Source organism: Paraburkholderia phenoliruptrix, from assembly GCF_019511605.1.
GTDB classification, from domain to species: Bacteria; Pseudomonadota; Gammaproteobacteria; order Burkholderiales; family Burkholderiaceae; genus Paraburkholderia; species Paraburkholderia phenoliruptrix_A.
Genome location: NZ_JAEUAV010000001.1, coordinates 320,222 through 336,387, shown reverse-complemented (window position 1 = coordinate 336,387; position 16,166 = coordinate 320,222). Strand labels below are relative to the sequence as shown.

Here is a 16,166-nt window from a genome sequence, read left to right as displayed (position 1 = left end):
GAAAATCGGGCGCTTCAGGTAGAGTGCATTAAACGCGGTGATCGTTGCACGTCGCTGTCCCGGCGTCGCATTGCATCGCGTTGGCGAGCGCCCGTGGCCAGGCTGGCACAGGCGCCTCGTGAACCTGGCGAAATACCGGAGATTCGAATGATTGCCTTCTACCTTTCGTTGGCCGCGCTGGGCGCGGCGGGCTCCGCACTGATCCGCCAACTGGCCGCCGCGCAGGCCAGACAACGCGCGGCATTGCGCCCGGTGCGCGTGCGCGCCGACGGGCGCGGCAGCCGCGAGAGGTAGGCTGCATGAACCTGATCGTGCGCAACATCGCGCCGTCGTGCAGCGAACAGGAAGTGCGGGAATTCCTCGAGCGCGAACTCGGGCATTACGCTCGTCATGTCGAGGTGATCGACGCCGGCACGCCCGGCGCGTATGCCACTGTCGAACTCGACGCGCAGGTGCCGTATGTCGGCGAGGTCATTGCGCGGCAGATTCACGGCAAGCATCTGGGCGGCGTGGCGCTGGAGGCGAGCGCCGATCTTTTCACCGACGAACCGCCGCCCACGCAGTGAGCGTGAAGGCGGGGCCGCGCGTAGCCGACGCAGCTTGCGCCCGGCCTCGGTGTGTCCTTCCTGGGACCTCGATGCGGCCTTCGTGAAGCCTCGATGCGGCCTTCGTGAAGCCTCGGTGCGGCCTTCCTGAGGCATCGGTGCGGCCGTTCGCTAGGCCTCCACGAGGCCCGCGAACGGCCTTCGGCTGCCTGGCGGCGCAAGGCGCGTTGCCGCCTACGGTGCGCGCCTCATTGCCCGCTCTCGGGGGCCGGCCAGTCGAACGGCGTGTATGGCAGCGCCCGCTTGTGCCGCGTGACCGTGTAAAAACGCAAGATGACGTTGCGTGCCTCGTCGCTCACCGGTTTGCCTTCCAGGAAGTCGTCGATGGTCTCGTAAGGAACGCCGTACGCGTCTTCGTCGGGCCGTTGCGGGCGCAACGCTTCGAGGTCTGCGGTCGGCACCTTGTAGGCAAGCGCGTCCGAGGCTCCCAGCGCCTTTGCGACCGCTCGCACGCGGCGCTTGTTGAGACCCGCGAGCGGCAGCACGTCGGCGCCGCCGTCGCCGAACTTCGTAAAAAACCCCATTAGCGATTCCGCCGCGTGGTCCGTGCCGATCACGACGCCCGCACGTGTGCTGGCCACCGCGTACTGCGCGATCATTCTTTGCCGCGCCTTGATGTTGCCGTGGACGAAGTCTTCCTGCGCTTCGTCCGAAAACGGCAGGCCGCTTTGACGCAGCGACGCGAGCATCGCGTCGGCGGCTGGCTTGATGTCGATGGTCAACGTCTCGTCTGCGCGAATGAAGGCGAGGGCCTGCTGCGCGTCGGCCTCGTCTTTCTGCTCGCCGTGCGGCAGACGGATCGCGACAAAGCGCGCGTCGTAGCTGTCGCCGCGCAAGCGCTCCACGGCCAGCTGCGCGAGACGGCCTGCGGTCGTCGAATCGACCCCGCCGCTAATGCCCAGCACATAGGTCTTCAGGCCGTTGCTGCGCAGATAATCCGCGAGAAAAGAGACTCGACGCTCGATTTCCTCGTTGGCGTCGAAGCGGGCGGTCAAATGCATCTCCGCTGCGATGTCCTTCTGGACAGCGGCTGGATCGGTGTGCTTCATGGTTCTGCTCCTTGCTCGTGAACGCGATCTCTAACCAGCGACTGCCTTGGCCTGCGAGCACGTGGCGGACCCGCCGAAGCGCCATCGACAGAACTCGATGTGCTGCGTAACATCTCGGGTTCCGAGCGCCGCATCAACCTGCGAGCAGCAAATAATAAACACATCTGAGTGCGAACCCGCGATGAACTACTCCGAGCGGCCTCGCCCGCCTGAGCTGGAGCGCCCAGCTCTTTCACGAGTCGCTGCGCGCGTGAGCCGCAGGCTGCGGCGCGCGTTCCGTCTGCTGCGCCAACTGATATTGACGAGCGAAGCGCTGTGCCGCCCATCGGTCGCAGCAAAGCCACCACGCCGCGCCATGCGCGCGAGTGCCTCGGCGCTCGCGAGCTTTGCTTTGGCCGGCGCGCTCGCCGTTCCGACTTGTGCGAGCCGTGCGGCGACGCCGTCGGAGGCCGGCAACCGGGCGGCTGTTGCTGGTGTCGCGTCGTCGGCCACTGCGCGATCGGCCGCTGCGTCGTCGGCGGCGGTATCCAAGTCTGCTCGCGCGCAAGGTGCTGCGTCGTTGCCCGTGAAGCCGTCCGGCGTCCTGTCGGCGTCTGGCGAGTCAGGGGTTGCCGCCAGGTCGTCAGCGCGGTTGTCTGGCGCTGCGCCGTCGTCCGCCAGCTCGTCCGTCGTGCCGTCGGCGTCGGGCGGCTCAGCGGTCGCCGCGGGGGCGTCGGCGTCGTTAGCGGGGTCATCGGTTGCTGCGTCGCCGGCTGCCGGGGCGTCGTCCGAGAGGTCATCCGTCGCTGCATCGCGGCCCGCCGGGGCGTCTGTCGCCGTGCCCGATGCGGCCGGCGTCGTGGATCCGCGCCGCGCGTTGGCGTTGCGCGACCTGTTCGCGAGCCAGGTCACGCGCCGGCTCAACGTGCCGGCCGCCGAGCAGCGCGCCTACGCCGCGCGTCTGCAAGCGGCGTTGCGCGAACATGCGCTCGGCGAACTGTCGGGCGAATACGTCGTGATGGTGGACCGCAACGCGAACGCGCAGGCGCTCTTCATCTATTTTCGTGCGACGCCCGCCGACGCCTGGCAGATGATCGGCGCATCGCCGGTGTCCACCGGCCGGCCGGGCGAGTTCGATCATTTCGTGACGCCGCTCGGCGTGTTCGAACATACACCGTCCAACATGGACTTCCGCTCCGAGGGCACGGAGAACCAGAATCACATTCGCGGCTATGGCAAGCGCGACATGCGCATCTTCGATCTCGGCTGGGCGCAGGCCGAACGCGGCTGGGGCAAGGGCGGCGTGTCGCAGATGCGCTTCCAGATGCATGCCACCGATCCCGACCGGCTCGAGCCGCTGCTCGGCGTGCGTCATTCGAAGGGCTGCGTGCGCATTCCCGCGTCGCTCAATACGTTCCTCGATCACTACGGGATTCTCGATGCGGAATATGCGGCGCTCGTCGAGTCCGGCAAGTCGCTGTGGGTGTTGAAGAGCGACCGCCAGATCCTGCCGTGGGCGGGCCGTTACATCGTCGTCGTGGATTCGGAACGCAAGACGCGGCCCGCGTGGTCGCCGGCACCGGGCGCGAAGGCGCACGCAAGGGTGCCGGCCGGTTCGGATACGGCCGATTGATTTGCGGCGCAGTCAGACTGACGGGTTGCACATTGCCACGCCGCATCAACACATCACCGCATCAACAACATCGTCCCCGCGCCGAGAATCCCGCCGCACACCGCGCACGCCCACAAAAGCGCACGCGTGCGCCGATATTCGCGCCCGATCTCGACCAGCAGTTGAGCCTGCTGCCCCGGCGTGCGCGCGCGGTCGTGCTCGTGCTGCAGGTAGCGCACCGCGAGTTGCGGCACGCGCGGCAACATATGCGCGAGATGCGGCAGTTCGCGTGAAATGCGCTTGAGCCAACCGCGATGGTCGACGTCGCGCCGCGCGATTTCCGCAACGACGCGCCGCGCGATGCTCCACGTATCGACGCCCGGATGCAGCGCGCGCGCCAGCATCTCCGCTTGCTGGAACGAGCGTTGCGCGGTGGCGAGGCGGCCGGACACGGCGCCGTCGAAAGGATGCACCGCATGCAGCAGATGGTGAAACAGCGCGCCCGCCGAGCGCTCGCGCGGCGCGGCCGCGAAGTGCGCTTCGGCACGCGTGCGCAATTCGGCTTCGAGCATTTCGGCGCGTGTGTCGTGCGGCACGTGGCCCGCCTCGCGGTGCAGTTGCGCAAGCCGTCCGTAATCCTGCTCGAATAGCGCGCTGGCGCCGTGCACGAAGAACTCCCGCTCGCCGGTCGACAGGCTCGACATGATGGAAAACTCCGCGAGTACCAGCCGCCCCAGCGAATCCGCTTCGATGCTCACGCGAACCCGCCGTGCATCGAGCGTCGCATGAAAAAAGCCGTGCTCGAAGGCCTGCTCGGTCACCACTTCGACGATATGCGCGGCAAGCGGTGCGAGCTTCACGCCGTGTGCATGCAGGCCGCGCAGGTCGCTCGCCGGCAGTGTGTCGATGCGCTGCATGGTCAGCGTATGGTTCGTACACAGGTCCCAGATCACATTGGGCACGACAAGGCGCGAGTCGCCTTCGAAGTGATGGCCGGTCTGGCTCAGATTGGCAGCCTCCGCGCGCAGATCGAAGCGGCGCAGCAGGTCGTCGGTGAAGGTCTGTGCGAGCGCTCGCAGGCGCAGGCGGCGCGCCGTGCCCGAGAGTTTTTCGAGCCAGCGCGCGACCCAGCGCAGCAGCGCGAGCTCGTCGCCGATCTGTTGCAACTGGCCGGCGCGCAGCAGCTTGATCGCCACCTCGCGATGACCGTTGATCGGCGTGATGAGCCGCGCGATATGCGTCTGCTCGGCAAAACCGCTGCGCACGGGTATCAGATCGACCGCGCTGAAGAGAGTGGCGAGCGGCCGGCCGAACGCGCGGGCCAACGCTTCTTCGGACTCGCGCGGCGGCAGCGGTGCTTCCAGATGGTCGACGGCGTCGATGGCGTCGTGCAACGTGGCGCTTGCCAGCTCGGGACGCTCGAGCAGCGCCTTCGCGAAACGGCCGGCCAGCGGGCCGAGCGCCGGCAGCACGCCGTGAACGCTGCGCGCGCTGTCCGGCGACGCATGCACGCGGCCGACCAGTTCGATCATCCAGTGGAGCTTGCGGTCCGGCGGCGCGGCGAGCCAGATCAGGCGCGCGCCATAACGCAGCGCGTGGTAGAGCAGCAGTAAGCGGCGAAACAGTGGCGGCATCGGCGTTCGATCGGCGGCAATGCGGCGCGCGCGCAAGCGCGGCGCCGCTGAGCCAGGACGCTCAGATTATCAGGGATGCGCGCGCGCCGCCGCATTCGCGCCGAATTCTCTACGCGTCGATACGCCGCCGCAGGCTGTCGCCCGCCAGCGGCATGTCGCGCAGGCGCTGGCCGGTCGCGTCGAACAGCGCGTTGCCGAGGGCGCCCGCAGTCGGTCCCATCGACGCCTCCGCTGCGCCGAGGAACGGTGCGCCTGGCCGGTCGATCAGGTGCACGTTGATGCTGCGTGGCGCGGCGGAGAATCGCAGAATCGGATAGCTGCTCCAGTCGAAGCTGCGGATCCTGCTCGTGTCGAACTGCAGTGCTTCGTACAGCGTCCAGCTCGCCGACTGGATCACGCCGCCCTCTATCTGGTTGCGAATGCCGTCGGGATTCACGATCTGTCCCACGTCTACGGCTGCTTCGGCGTGTTCGAGAATCACCTGGCCGGTTTCCGGCACGACCGACACCTCGACAGCCACCGCCACGTAGGCCATCAGATTCTTGTACTTCGCGAAGCCAAAGCCGACACCGTGATTGCGTTTGCGCGGCGCGCGGGGCCAGCCGAATTTTTCTGCGGCGAGCCGGATCACGTCGCGCGCCCGCGGGTCCTGCATGTGCTTGAGCCGGAACGCGACTGGGTCCGCGCCAGCGGCGGCGGCCAGCTCGTCCATGAAAGTCTCGATGGAAAAGACGTTCATATGCGCGCCGAGCGAGCGCATTGCCGACGTATGCAGCGGCATGGTCGGCGAGAAGTTGTTCATCACCTGCATATTCGGCAGCGCATACAGCGGAATGCCGTTGCGGTCACCGCCGCCTTCGGGCTGCACCATCGGCACGGAAGGCGCGGGCGCAAACGGCCTGTCGAGCAACTGCGCCGGAATGAGCCGGCCCGCGTTGACGATCCGCTCGTTGTGCGAGCTGCTCCACAGCGCGTAGTTCCAGTCGACGATATTGCCGCCCGCATCCAGCGAAGCCTTCACCTCGGTGACCATGGCCGGCGTGTAGTGGTCCCACGTATGTTCCTGTTCGCGCATCCATTGCACGCGCACCGGCTGGCCTTCCATCTCGCGCGCGATCAGGGCGGCGTGCGCGGCGACGTCGTCCGCGCCGTTGTGTCCGTAGCAGCCGGAGCCTTCCACATGAATGCAGCGGATCGTGTCCTTGGGCATCGAGAGCATTTCCGCAAGGCCGTCGCGCAGCGGATATACGCCTTGCGAATGCGTCCATACGGTCATCGCGCCGTCCTTGAAAAGGCCGACCGCGCAGGACGGCCCAATCGAGCCGTGCATCATGTAGCGCTTCGTGTAGGTTGCGCCGAGCGTCTTCACAGCCGCGCCGCTCGCCGTGTGCGTATTGGCGATTTCAATATGCTCGGTGCAGAGCTTGCGCAAGTCGCTATGAACCGTGGCCGGATCGGGTAGCGCGCGGCCGGCGCTCCATTCGCTGCCTGCCGCGAGCGCGCGCTGCGCCTGCACGGCCTGCCATTCGCCTTTGGCGACCACCGCGAGCATGCTGCCGTTTTGCACCACCTTGAGTACGCCCGGCATCTTCAGGATCTCGGGCGTGTTGGTGCGCAGAAGCCGCGCCTCGTAGACAGGCGGCATGACCACGCGCGCGTGCACCATGCCGGGCATCAGCATGTCCTGCACGTAACTGACGCCGCCCGTCACCTTGCGCGGAATGTCCACGCGCGGCAACGAGGTGCCGATCACGCTAAAAGTGGCCGGATCCTTCAGCGGCGAAACAGGCGCTGCCATGCGATGCAGGTCGACGAAGCCGACGGCTTCGCCGTAGGTCATGCTGCGGCCGTCAGGCGCCTTGATGACCGAGTCGCGCGTGCCAAGCAGATTGCTTTGGATGCCGAAGCGTTTTGCCGCGGCCTCCACCAGCAGGGCCCGCACCTGCGCCGACGCGTTGAGCAGCGCGCTGCCGCTGTCGGCAATCGTATGGCTGCCGGCCGTGAGGCCCTCGTCGGGCGAGGCGCCGGTGTCGGCGGTGAGAAAGGTGATGAGCCCGGGCGCCATCGCGAGCTCTTCGGCGGCAATCTGCAACAGGGCAGTGCGCACGCCGGTGCCCAGTTCCACCTTGCCGGTGTACACGGTGACCTTGCCCGCGCGGTCGATCTTGATCCACGAATCGAGGTAAGGGTTGGTTTTAAGGCTGCCCGCCAGCGCCTGAGTCGCCTTGCCGATGTGCACGGCTGCGCCTTCGTCGGCAATCACTTCCTGCGCCAGCGCGTTGACGCCGGGAAACATGCTGAAGCTCACGAGAAGCGCGCTGCCCAGCATGAAGCGGCGGCGGCTTTCGTCGACGGGGTCGTCCACGTGCTGGCCCAGGCCGGGGACGGTACGCTGGTCGGTGTGTTCGTCGCTGCGGCTCATTGTGCGCCTCCGTGGCTTGCCGCAAGTTGCGCTTTGTCGTGCGAGGCGTCGGGCTTCGGCAGATGCGCAACTTCGCGGATCGCGGCAAGAATGCGTGTATGCGTGCCGCAACGGCACAGATTCGGCTCCATGTGCTCGAGCAATTCGCGCTCGGTAGGTCGCGGATTGCGCTCGAGCAGTGCCTGTGCGCGCATGATCATGCCGGCGATGCAGTAACCGCACTGAGCGGCCTGATGATCGATGAACGACTTCTGCAGCGGACCGGGATGCTCAGGGGTGCCGAGACTTTCGATGGTGCGCACCGCCTTGTTGCCGAGCGATGCCACCGGGACCAGGCACGAGAACACCGCTTCGCCGTCCACGATCACGGTGCAGGCGCCGCATTGGCCGAGGCCGCAGCCGAACTTCGCGCCGTGCAGTTGCAGATCGTTGCGCAGCGCGTAGAGCAGCGGTGTGGAAGGATCGATGTCGAGCGCGTGCTGCACGCCGTTGACGGTGAGATGGATCATCGCGCGTTGTTCTCCTTTCTGAGCCTGGTCACCGTCGCCTCGACGTCCGTCCACGGACCGCGCTGCGAATAGGCGGCGCGAATGTAGGAGGCCAGATCGGCAATCTGCTGGTCGTTGTAGATCTGCCCGAAAGCGGGCATGTAGTTCATGCTGTCTTCGCCGTGCCAGCCGTTGCCGCTCAGCATCATCTGGATTGCGTTGCGCGGCGTCGCGGCGTTCACCGCGGTACTGAACGCGAGCGTCGGGCGTTCGCCTATCGACTGCATGGGCGCAGCCGGTCCATGACATTGCGCGCAGGATGCGGCAAAGAGCGTCGCGCCGCGTTGCGCTTCGGCCGAGCGGGGGGCTTCGCGGGTGTTCGCTGTGCCGATAGTTGCCGCGGGCTGTGGCTTCTGGATCGACAGCAGATACGTGGCGATGGCCTGCACGTCGGCTTCCGGAACGGTGGCAAGGTCGCGCGTCACAGGCAGCATGGGGCCGGCGGCAGCGCCGTGTTCGCTGGCTCTGCCGGTGCGCAGATAGGCGACGAGCTGGTCCCTCGTCCAGGGACGCGGCGCTGCGCCGAGCGCGTTCAGCGCGGGCGCTTCCCATCCGTCGACGATGCCGCCGTCGAACGCATGGCCCGACTTTTCGCCGCCGATCGCATTGAGCGGCGAGTGACATGACGCGCAATGGCCGAGCCCGTCCACGAGCAGCTTGCCGCGGTTCCACTCGGCGTCTTTCGATGCATCGGGCTGCTGCGCGCCCGCATGCAGGAACAGCACGTTCCAGAAAGCAAGCAGCGGACGGAAATTCAGCGGGAACATCAACTGGTTGGCGGGCGCCGTCGCCTCCACCGGTTCGCGCGTCATCAGATACGCGTAGGCCGCGGCGATGTCGCCGTCGGACATGCGGGTGAAGTGGATGTACGGAAACGCGGGATAGAGCAGGTGCCCGTCGCGCGCCACGCCGTAGCGCAGCGCGCGCGTGAACGCTTCGAGCGACCAGTTGCCGATGCCCGTTTGCACGTCGGGCGTGATGTTGGTCGCGTAGATGGTGCCGAACGGCGTGGCAAGCGGCAGGCCGCCGGCGAACGGCTTGCCGCCTTTCGCCGTGTGGCACACGACGCAGTCGCCGAGCGCGACGACGCGCGCGCCCGCGAGCCGGGTGGCGGCGTCGAAAGCGTTGGGCGCGGGCGGGCTGATGGGCGCGAGCGCCGGCTTCCACATCAGGAGGAAAGCCGCCGCCAGCGCGGCCGCGATCGCCACGCCGCCTGCCGCCAGCCATCTGGACTTGCTAGTCATTCGCACACCTGTGATTTGCCGTGGAAGAAGCGGCGCGCAGCGCCGCAAGTGAAGGCGACGCGCCGCGTCATGCGTGGCCTGCGCGGGCCGGCAGTTCGCCAGCCGGCTCCGGCGTGCGGCTGCTCGCGCTGCCGTCGAACGGATAGTCGACGTAACCGGCGGCGTCGCCGCCATACCAGCCCGTGGTTCTCGGCGCGGCGAGCGGCGCGCCGTTGCCGATGCGCTCGACCAGATCGGGGTTCGCAATGTAAGCGCGGGCAAATGCGACGAGATCGGCTTGGCCGTCGCGGATCAGCGCCTCGGCAGCACTCACGGAAATCCCGCCGTTGACCATCAGCGTGCCCGGATACGCGCGGCGCAAGCGCTCGATAATGCGCGGCAAGTCCGGCTTGCCGCTCCAGCCGTTCGTGTCCGCCGCATGCACATAGGCCACGCCGAATTCGCCGAGCATTCTGCCGACGTAGTCGTAAGTGCCGTCCGGGTCCGCGTCTCTCACGTTGTTGTAGTGCGCGTAAGGCGAGATGCGCACGCCGACCCGATCGAGCGGCATCACCGAGCCGATTTGCTCGACGATGTCGCGCAGGAAATTCGCGCGGTTCGCCACCGAACCGCCGTACCGGTCCTCGCGCGTGTTGATGGTGGACGAGAGAAACTGATGCGGTAGATAACCGTTCGCCGCATGCACTTCGACGCCGTCGAAGCCCGCGGCCATCGCGTTTGCCGCGCCCTGGCGGAAGGCGTCGATCGTCAGCCGGATTTCGTCGAGCGACATGGCGCGCGAAGGCGTCGCGTGAATCTTTGTGTACTGGCCGTTGTGCAACTGGGCCCAGACCTGCAACTGTTCGAGGTCGTCGTTCACGCCCGAAGGCGAGAGCGGCGCCTCGCCGCCGAGCAGCGCGAAAGAACTGACGCGCCCGCTATGCCACAACTGCATGAAAATGCGCCCGCCCTCGGCGTGCACCTGGCTCGTGACCGTGCGCCAGCCTTCAATCTGCTCCGCCGTGAAAATGCCCGGCGTCAGGTCGAACGCCGCGGAGGCTGCGTTGACATTGGTCGCTTCGCTGACGATCAATCCCGCCGACGCGCGCTGCGCGTAGTAGCGCGCCATCAGTTCGGTGGGGCGTCCGCGCGAGGGCGCCCGTGAGCGCGTCATCGGCGCCATGGCGACGCGGTTCGGCAAGTGCAGCCCGCAGAGATCGTAACCGTCGAGCAAAGGGGAAAGTGAGGACATGGTGGTTGTTCCTTGGCGAGCAGTGGAGCGTCGTTCAGGCGGATGCACAATGCAGGCGAGCGTATCGCCAACGCGTCGACAATTCCTGAAGCCACGCTGAATTCTTGTTAATGAAGCCCTGATTGAAGCCCTGTTTGAAGCCCTGTTTGAAGCCCTGTTTGAAGCCCTGTTTGAAGCCCTGTTTGAAGCCCTTTTTAGCCGGGCGGCGCGCCGCCCGGTTGCAAGCGCACCGCGCAATCAGCCGTGACGCGCTGCATGCGGGCGGCCGATCATCAGGTAATGCGCGAGCGCGATCAGCGGAAAGGCCGTGGCGACCGCCGCCACGAGCGGCCAGCCGCCGTGTTCATAGAGCGGACTGGCGAGTGCGGAGCCCAATGCGCCGCCCGCGAAGATGCTGGTCATGTACAGCGCGTTCAGCCGGTTGCGGCTCGCCGCATGCAGCGCGTAGATCTCGCGCTGGCCGAGCACCATGTTCATCTGCACAGCGAAGTCCAGCACGATGCCGGTGACCACCAGCCCGACGACACCCCACGCCGGGTGGATCAACGCAGGCGTATAGGCGAGGGCGCCCACCACCAGTGCGATGAGCGTCGCGCGCACAGTGTGGCCCGCGTCGGCGAGCCGGCCTGCAACCGGAGCCGAGGTCGCGCCGATTGCACCGACCAGCGCGAAAATGCCGATCTGCGTTTGCGTGAGGCCGAAGTGGCGCGTCAGTTCGACGGGAATCGCAGTCCAGAACAGGCTGAACGAGGCGAACATCAATGCCTGGTAAAGCGAACGGTGCCGCAGTATCGGCATGGTGCGCAGCAGATGGCCGAGCGAGGCGATCAGTTCGAAGTACGTGGCCCGGTGATCGGGCTGGCGGCGCGGAATGGTCAACGCGAGAACGCTCGTGACGATTGCCATCAGCACGGCGGCACCGCCGAACACCGCGCGCCAGCCGAAGTGTCCGGCCACCACGCTCGAGACCGGACGCGCCAGCAGAATGCCGAGCAGCAGGCCGCTCATGATCGTGCCGACCACCTTGCCGCGCGATTCGTCCGGTGCCAGATGCGCCGCGAGCGGAATCAGGATCTGCACGGCCACCGAACTGAAGCCGACCAGCAGGGAAATGACGAGAAACGCGCTGGGCTGATGCGCGAACGCCGCGGCGGTGAGGCTGGCGATGGACACCAGCGCGGTGACGATCATCAGCTTGCGGTTTTCCAGCAGGTCGCCGAGGGGCACCAGGAAGAACAGTCCGAACGCATAGCCGATCTGCGTGAGCGAGACGATCAGGCTCGCCGTGCCGCCGGACATGTGGATGTCCGGCGCGATCAGTTCGGTGATCGGCTGCGCGTAATACAGGTTGGCGACGATAGCGCCACAGCAGAACGCAAACAGCGCGATCAGGCTTTGCGTCAGTTTGACGGGACTGCCGGCGCGGGTCGCGGCGGATGGCTGGGTTGACATGACAACTCCGTGAAGTAAAGAGGCAGAAACGGTGGTTCTATGCATGAAGCCCGGCGCGCGAGACCGCGTCGTTCACCTGCGCGTCCTGGTTCTTCGAGCGCGCCTGATGAAGCTTAAGCGTTGCGTGCAAGGCGTGGAATATGGCTAAAATGGAATCCGACGTTGCGTTTTGTGCAACGGAACAGCCAGTCGGGTCGTCAATGGACAAATTTCTCGCCGTCAAAACCTTGCTCGAAGTAGCCGATGCGGGCGGCTTTTCAAAGGCCGCGCAACGCCTTGGCGTCGCCACGTCGTCGGTCACGCGCCTGATGGATTCGCTCGAGGATTCGCTGGGCACCGCGCTGCTGACTCGCACGCCGCGCAAGGTCAGCCTGACCGACGCGGGCGTCGCCTACGTCGAACAGGTTTCGAAGGTGCTCGACGATCTTGCCGAGGCCGACGACAGCGTGTTCGACAGCGGCGCGTCGCCGGTCGGCGCGCTGCGCATCGCGGTGCCGTCCACTTACAGCCGGCTGTGCCTCGCGCCGCATCTGGCGGCGTTTCTGGCGGAGCATCCGCGCGTGTTTCTCGACGTGGTGGTGAGCGACCATTTCGTCGATCTCGCGGTGGAGCGGATCGACGTCGCGATGCGCATCGGCCTGGCCGAGCGCGACGCGAATCTGATCGTCAGAAAGCTCGCGGACAATCCGCGCCATGTCGTGGCGAGTCGTGAATACCTGCGCCGCCACGGCACACCCCGGACGCCCGCCGAACTCGCCGGCCACGAGTGCCTGCGTTTTGCTTACGGCGGCGGCTACCGCTCGCGCCAGGTGTGGAGTTTCCAGCGCGACGGCGAACCGCAGCCCGTGGAGGTGCGCGGGCGTCTGCTTTCGAACAGTCTCGACGTGCTCCTCGAAGCCGCGCTGGCCGGAAGCGGCATCGCACTGCTGCCGCAATGGCAGGTCGCAGCCGAGGTTCGCGCTGGACGCCTCACGCGCCTTTTCGAGCCGTTCGACGCGCGGCCTCAGGCGGGCGACGCCGTCGTGTACGCCGCGTATCTGCCCAATCGCCGTCAGTCGAGCAAGGTCCGTGCGCTCCTGCAGTTTCTCGAGCCGCGCTTGCGGGCCTCGTGCGAAGGTTGAACGCGGGCTTCGCGGGCCGCATGGCTGTGCGTGCGGCATGGCGCTACGCGATGTCCGCAGTGCCATGTTCCGCGCGCAAATCCAGTTTCTGCTTGAGCGACACGATCAGGTGATCCACAAATGTCTTGATCTTCGCGTCGACGAATTGCCGCGACGGATACACGACGAACACATTGGTTGCTTCGAGCGGGTAGTGCGCGAACAGCTGAACCAGCTTTCCTTCCTTGAGCTCGTCCTGGACCGAGTAAGCCGGCACCGCGCCGACGCCCGCGCCTTCGAGCAACGCAAGCCGCAGCGCCTGCATGTTGTTGACGACGAAGTGCCCGGCCTGCGCCGCGTCGCCTGCGGGCCACTCAGTAGGCGGATCGAACGACGACCTGCTTTGCATGAGCGTGTGATTCGGCAGATCGTCCACGCTGTGCACCGGATGCCGTGCGAGGTAGGAGGGCGCGGCAACCAGAATGCGTTGGCAACGCCCGATCAGCCGGCTCACGTTGCGGGAGTCGGGTAGCGACGCCGCCGAGATGATCGACACGTCGACCTCGTCTTCGATCAGGTTGGCCATGCGCGGCAGCAGCTTCAGGTCGATAGAGACGGCCGGAAACGCATGGCGATATTCGACGATGGTGGACGTCAACTGCTTCAGGCCAATGTCGGGCACCGCATGTACTCGCAGCGTGCCGCGCGGCAGCATGTGGGCGTTGCTCGCCTCGGCGTCGGCCTCGTCGATCTCGGCCAGGATCTTCTTGCAGCGACGGTAGTAGCGCTCGCCGCACTCGGTGAGCGAGACGCTGCGGGTCGTGCGCTGCAAAAGCCGCGTATGCAGATGCTCCTCCAGTGAGACCACAGCGCGCGAAATATTGCCGGCGCTGCAGTCCATGTGTTTCGCAACCGCGCTGAAGTTTCCGGTTTCCGCTACCCGCGAGAACACCCGCATGCTGAAGATTCTGTCCATGGCCGCTCCGATCTCCCGATTCCATTGAGCCCGACAACACTGCTTGACCGATGTGGAAACGATACGATTCGCGGCGCCGTAGCACCATCCCTACATAGGGCTCACGTGCTCACCTATGCATTCACGGCACTCATCCGTTCGTATAGGTTCGCAAAAGAAGAACCGCGTATGGCGGCGCACCGTCAGCCGGGCGTCGATGTTGCTCGGCGCAATGGCATGCGCGGCTTATCGTAGCGGCCGTCGTTCAGGTCTTTTAAGCCGTCGTTCAGGACTTCTTCGTGTCCGTCGCCTAGTTTGTGAGCGTTGCCGCGACGCTGGCGCGCTGTCGTGTTGCCGCCAATATGTGGCCGATATGTGGCTCGCTGCTCCTGTTCGCCGCATTGCCGCAGTGTTGCAGCTTGCCAACGGTGGCTTGCCTGCCTACTCGGCCGCAGTCTGCTAGTGTGAGCCAGTCGATCTCATCCACCGTGAAAAGGAGTCAAGCATGGCCAGCAACACGATTGCCAGTTACCTTGCCGCAACGCTCGCCGCAGCAGGTGTCGAACGGATCTGGGGCGTGACCGGGGACAGTCTGAACGGGCTCGCGTACAGCCTCGACCAGCTCGGTTCGATACGCTGGATGCACACACGTCACGAGGAAGCCGCCGCTTTTGCGGCCGGCGCCGACGCCGCCTCGAGCGGGCGCCTCGCGGTGTGCGCGGGCAGTTGCGGACCGGGCAACCTGCATCTGATCAACGGCCTGTTCGACTGCCATCGCAATCATCAACCGGTGCTGGCCATTGCGGCGCATATTCCGTCGACGGAAATCGGCCTCGGCTACTTTCAGGAAACGCATCCGCAGGAGCTCTTCAAGGAGTGCAGCCACTATGTGGAGGTGGTGTCGTCGGCGGCACAGTTTCCGCGCGTGCTGGCCCGCGCCATGCGCACGGCCATCGAGGAGCGGGGCGTCGCGGTGATCGTGCTGCCGGGCGACATTGCGCTGAGCGAGGGGCCGGCCGAAGCCCCTTCGTGGACAGAGAGCGCGCCAGCGCGCATCTTGCCCGCCGAAGAGGACCTTGACCGTCTGGCGGCGCTATTAAATGCGTCCGACGCGGTCACGATCATGTGCGGCAGCGGCACGCAGGGTGCGCACGACGAAGTGGTCGCACTGGCCGATACGCTCGGCGCGCCCATCGTGCACGCGTTGCGCGGCAAGCAGTTCATCGAATACGACAACCCGTACGATGTCGGCATGACCGGCCTGATCGGCTTCAGCTCGGGCTATCACGCGATGATGTCGTGCGACACGTTGTTGCTGTTGGGCTGCGATTTTCCGTACCGGCCGTTCTATCCGACCGACGCGAAAATCATTCAGGTCGACTGGAAGGGTTCGCAGCTCGGCCACCGCGCACCGCTCTCGCTCGGGCTCGTGGGCACCGTGAAGGAGACCGTCGCCGCCACGCTGCCGAAGCTGCAACGCAAGACCGATCGCGGCTTCATCGACAACGCGCGCAAGCACTATGCGTCGGCCCGCAAGGGACTCGACGACCTCGCGACGCCAGCCGGTCCCGGCCGCCCGATCCACCCGCAGTATCTCGCCAGGATGATCGACGAAGTCGCGAGCGATGACGCGATCTTCACCGCGGACGTCGGCACGCCCACGGTGTGGGCCGCGCGTTACCTGACGATGAACGGCAAGCGCCAGTTGCACGGCTCGTTCAATCACGGTTCGATGGCCAACGCGATGCCGCAGGCGCTCGGTGCGCAAGGGGCGCATCCGGGGCGGCAGGTGGTGTCGTTATCCGGCGATGGCGGCCTCTCCATGTTGCTTGGCGACCTGCTCACCGCGCGGCAACTCGACTTGCCGATCAAGGTGGTGGTGTTCAACAACAGCCTGCTCGGCTTCGTCTCGATGGAATTGAAGGCGGGCGGCTATCTGGATACCAACGTCGACCTCGCGAAGACCGACTTCGCGGCAATCGCGAAGGGCGCCGGCATTTTCAGCATTCGCGTCGAACAGTCGGAAGACGTGGCGGCCGCGCTCAAGCAGGCCTTCGATCATCCGGGCCCGGCGCTCGTCGACGTGGTCACGTCGAAGCACGAACTGGCGATGCCGCCCAAGATCCAGCTCGAGCAGGCAAAGGGCTTCAGCCTCTACATGATGCGCGCAATCCTCAACGGACGCGGCGACGAAATCGTCGAACTGGCGCGCACGAACTTGCGTTAGGAAGCGCGCAAGCCAGGCGACGCGCGCCGAGGCGCCTGCCATTGCGGGCGCCTTCTTTTTTGCGCGCGACGTCTCGCGTATGCGCAAAAACCGTGCTTTTGCGCAAAG

Annotated in this window: 13 protein-coding genes; 5 read left to right on the top strand and 8 right to left on the bottom strand. The window is 66.1% G+C overall.

Annotated features, from left to right (window positions below):
• Window positions 1-147: 147 nt before the first annotated feature.
• On the top strand, window positions 148-294 hold the full coding sequence (locus tag JNB89_RS01415; protein ID WP_220360966.1) for a hypothetical protein: 147 nt from the start codon (window positions 148-150) through the stop codon (window positions 292-294).
• 5 nt (window positions 295-299) lie between these two features.
• The gene (locus JNB89_RS01410; protein WP_013341393.1) at window positions 300-566 is read left to right on the top strand and encodes an RNA-binding protein; all 267 of its coding nucleotides are present in this window, start codon (window positions 300-302) and stop codon (window positions 564-566) included.
• 227 nt (window positions 567-793) lie between these two features.
• On the opposite strand, the gene nadE is transcribed toward JNB89_RS01410, so the two are convergent.
• Window positions 794-1,654, bottom strand: coding sequence for an ammonia-dependent NAD(+) synthetase (nadE, locus tag JNB89_RS01405; protein ID WP_220360965.1), 861 nt, complete (start codon window positions 1,652-1,654; stop codon window positions 794-796).
• Between the two features lie 583 nt (window positions 1,655-2,237).
• Between nadE and JNB89_RS01400 the strand changes: the two genes are divergently transcribed.
• Window positions 2,238-3,266, top strand: a complete 1,029-nt coding sequence (locus JNB89_RS01400) for a L,D-transpeptidase (RefSeq protein ID WP_431026573.1) — start codon at window positions 2,238-2,240, stop codon at window positions 3,264-3,266.
• Window positions 3,267-3,319: 53 nt separating this feature from the next.
• Here JNB89_RS01400 and JNB89_RS01395 read toward each other — a convergent pair whose 3' ends face one another.
• From JNB89_RS01395 to JNB89_RS01370, 6 genes are all read right to left on the bottom strand, one after another.
• On the bottom strand, window positions 3,320-4,879 hold the full coding sequence (locus JNB89_RS01395) for an ABC1 kinase family protein (protein WP_220360964.1): 1,560 nt from the start codon (window positions 4,877-4,879) through the stop codon (window positions 3,320-3,322).
• A 109-nt stretch (window positions 4,880-4,988) separates the two neighbouring features.
• Window positions 4,989-7,208 (bottom strand): xanthine dehydrogenase family protein molybdopterin-binding subunit, encoded by a 2,220-nt coding sequence (locus tag JNB89_RS01390; protein WP_220361260.1) that lies wholly within the window; start codon window positions 7,206-7,208, stop codon window positions 4,989-4,991.
• An 89-nt stretch (window positions 7,209-7,297) separates the two neighbouring features.
• Window positions 7,298-7,810, bottom strand: coding sequence for a (2Fe-2S)-binding protein (locus JNB89_RS01385; RefSeq protein ID WP_220360963.1), 513 nt, complete (start codon window positions 7,808-7,810; stop codon window positions 7,298-7,300).
• Window positions 7,807-9,093, bottom strand: a complete 1,287-nt coding sequence (locus JNB89_RS01380) for a c-type cytochrome (protein ID WP_220360962.1) — start codon at window positions 9,091-9,093, stop codon at window positions 7,807-7,809. Before JNB89_RS01380 ends, JNB89_RS01385 begins: the two co-directional genes overlap by 4 nt.
• Window positions 9,094-9,160: 67 nt before the next feature.
• Complete coding sequence (locus tag JNB89_RS01375; protein WP_220360961.1) at window positions 9,161-10,324, bottom strand: alkene reductase; 1,164 nt, start codon at window positions 10,322-10,324, stop codon at window positions 9,161-9,163.
• A 237-nt stretch (window positions 10,325-10,561) separates the two neighbouring features.
• Window positions 10,562-11,776 carry an MFS transporter gene (locus tag JNB89_RS01370; RefSeq protein WP_220360960.1) on the bottom strand — a complete coding sequence of 405 codons (1,215 nt, stop codon included), beginning with the start codon at window positions 11,774-11,776 and terminating at the stop codon, window positions 10,562-10,564.
• A 200-nt stretch (window positions 11,777-11,976) separates the two neighbouring features.
• On the opposite strand from JNB89_RS01370, the gene JNB89_RS01365 reads away from it, so the two are divergent.
• A complete protein-coding gene (locus JNB89_RS01365; protein WP_220361259.1) occupies window positions 11,977-12,897 on the top strand; it encodes a LysR family transcriptional regulator in 921 nt (306 codons plus the stop codon).
• 43 nt (window positions 12,898-12,940) lie between these two features.
• Here the strand turns inward: JNB89_RS01365 and JNB89_RS01360 are convergent, their stop codons facing one another.
• Window positions 12,941-13,852: a LysR family transcriptional regulator gene (locus JNB89_RS01360; protein WP_218741382.1), complete on the bottom strand. Its 912-nt coding sequence runs from the start codon at window positions 13,850-13,852 to the stop codon at window positions 12,941-12,943.
• A 484-nt stretch (window positions 13,853-14,336) separates the two neighbouring features.
• On the opposite strand from JNB89_RS01360, the gene poxB reads away from it, so the two are divergent.
• Window positions 14,337-16,058, top strand: a complete 1,722-nt coding sequence (poxB, locus tag JNB89_RS01355) for a ubiquinone-dependent pyruvate dehydrogenase (RefSeq protein WP_220360959.1) — start codon at window positions 14,337-14,339, stop codon at window positions 16,056-16,058.
• Window positions 16,059-16,166 lie beyond the last annotated feature (108 nt).

What these genes read in the sequence shown, in the direction of transcription:
- JNB89_RS01415 (WP_220360966.1), top strand. Translation starts at nt 148, where the DNA reads ATGATTGCCTTCTACCTTTCGTTGGCCGCGCTGGGCGCGGCGGGCTCC.
- JNB89_RS01410 (WP_013341393.1), top strand. Translation starts at nt 300, where the DNA reads ATGAACCTGATCGTGCGCAACATCGCGCCGTCGTGCAGCGAACAGGAA.
- nadE (WP_220360965.1), bottom strand. Translation starts at nt 1,654, where the DNA reads ATGAAGCACACCGATCCAGCCGCTGTCCAGAAGGACATCGCAGCGGAG.
- JNB89_RS01395 (WP_220360964.1), bottom strand. Translation starts at nt 4,879, where the DNA reads ATGCCGCCACTGTTTCGCCGCTTACTGCTGCTCTACCACGCGCTGCGT.
- JNB89_RS01390 (WP_220361260.1), bottom strand. Translation starts at nt 7,208, where the DNA reads ATGCTGGGCAGCGCGCTTCTCGTGAGCTTCAGCATGTTTCCCGGCGTC.
- JNB89_RS01385 (WP_220360963.1), bottom strand. Translation starts at nt 7,810, where the DNA reads ATGATCCATCTCACCGTCAACGGCGTGCAGCACGCGCTCGACATCGAT.
- JNB89_RS01380 (WP_220360962.1), bottom strand. Translation starts at nt 9,093, where the DNA reads ATGACTAGCAAGTCCAGATGGCTGGCGGCAGGCGGCGTGGCGATCGCG.
- JNB89_RS01375 (WP_220360961.1), bottom strand. Translation starts at nt 10,324, where the DNA reads ATGTCCTCACTTTCCCCTTTGCTCGACGGTTACGATCTCTGCGGGCTG.
- JNB89_RS01370 (WP_220360960.1), bottom strand. Translation starts at nt 11,776, where the DNA reads ATGTCAACCCAGCCATCCGCCGCGACCCGCGCCGGCAGTCCCGTCAAA.
- JNB89_RS01365 (WP_220361259.1), top strand. Translation starts at nt 11,977, where the DNA reads ATGGACAAATTTCTCGCCGTCAAAACCTTGCTCGAAGTAGCCGATGCG.
- JNB89_RS01360 (WP_218741382.1), bottom strand. Translation starts at nt 13,852, where the DNA reads ATGGACAGAATCTTCAGCATGCGGGTGTTCTCGCGGGTAGCGGAAACC.
- poxB (WP_220360959.1), top strand. Translation starts at nt 14,337, where the DNA reads ATGGCCAGCAACACGATTGCCAGTTACCTTGCCGCAACGCTCGCCGCA.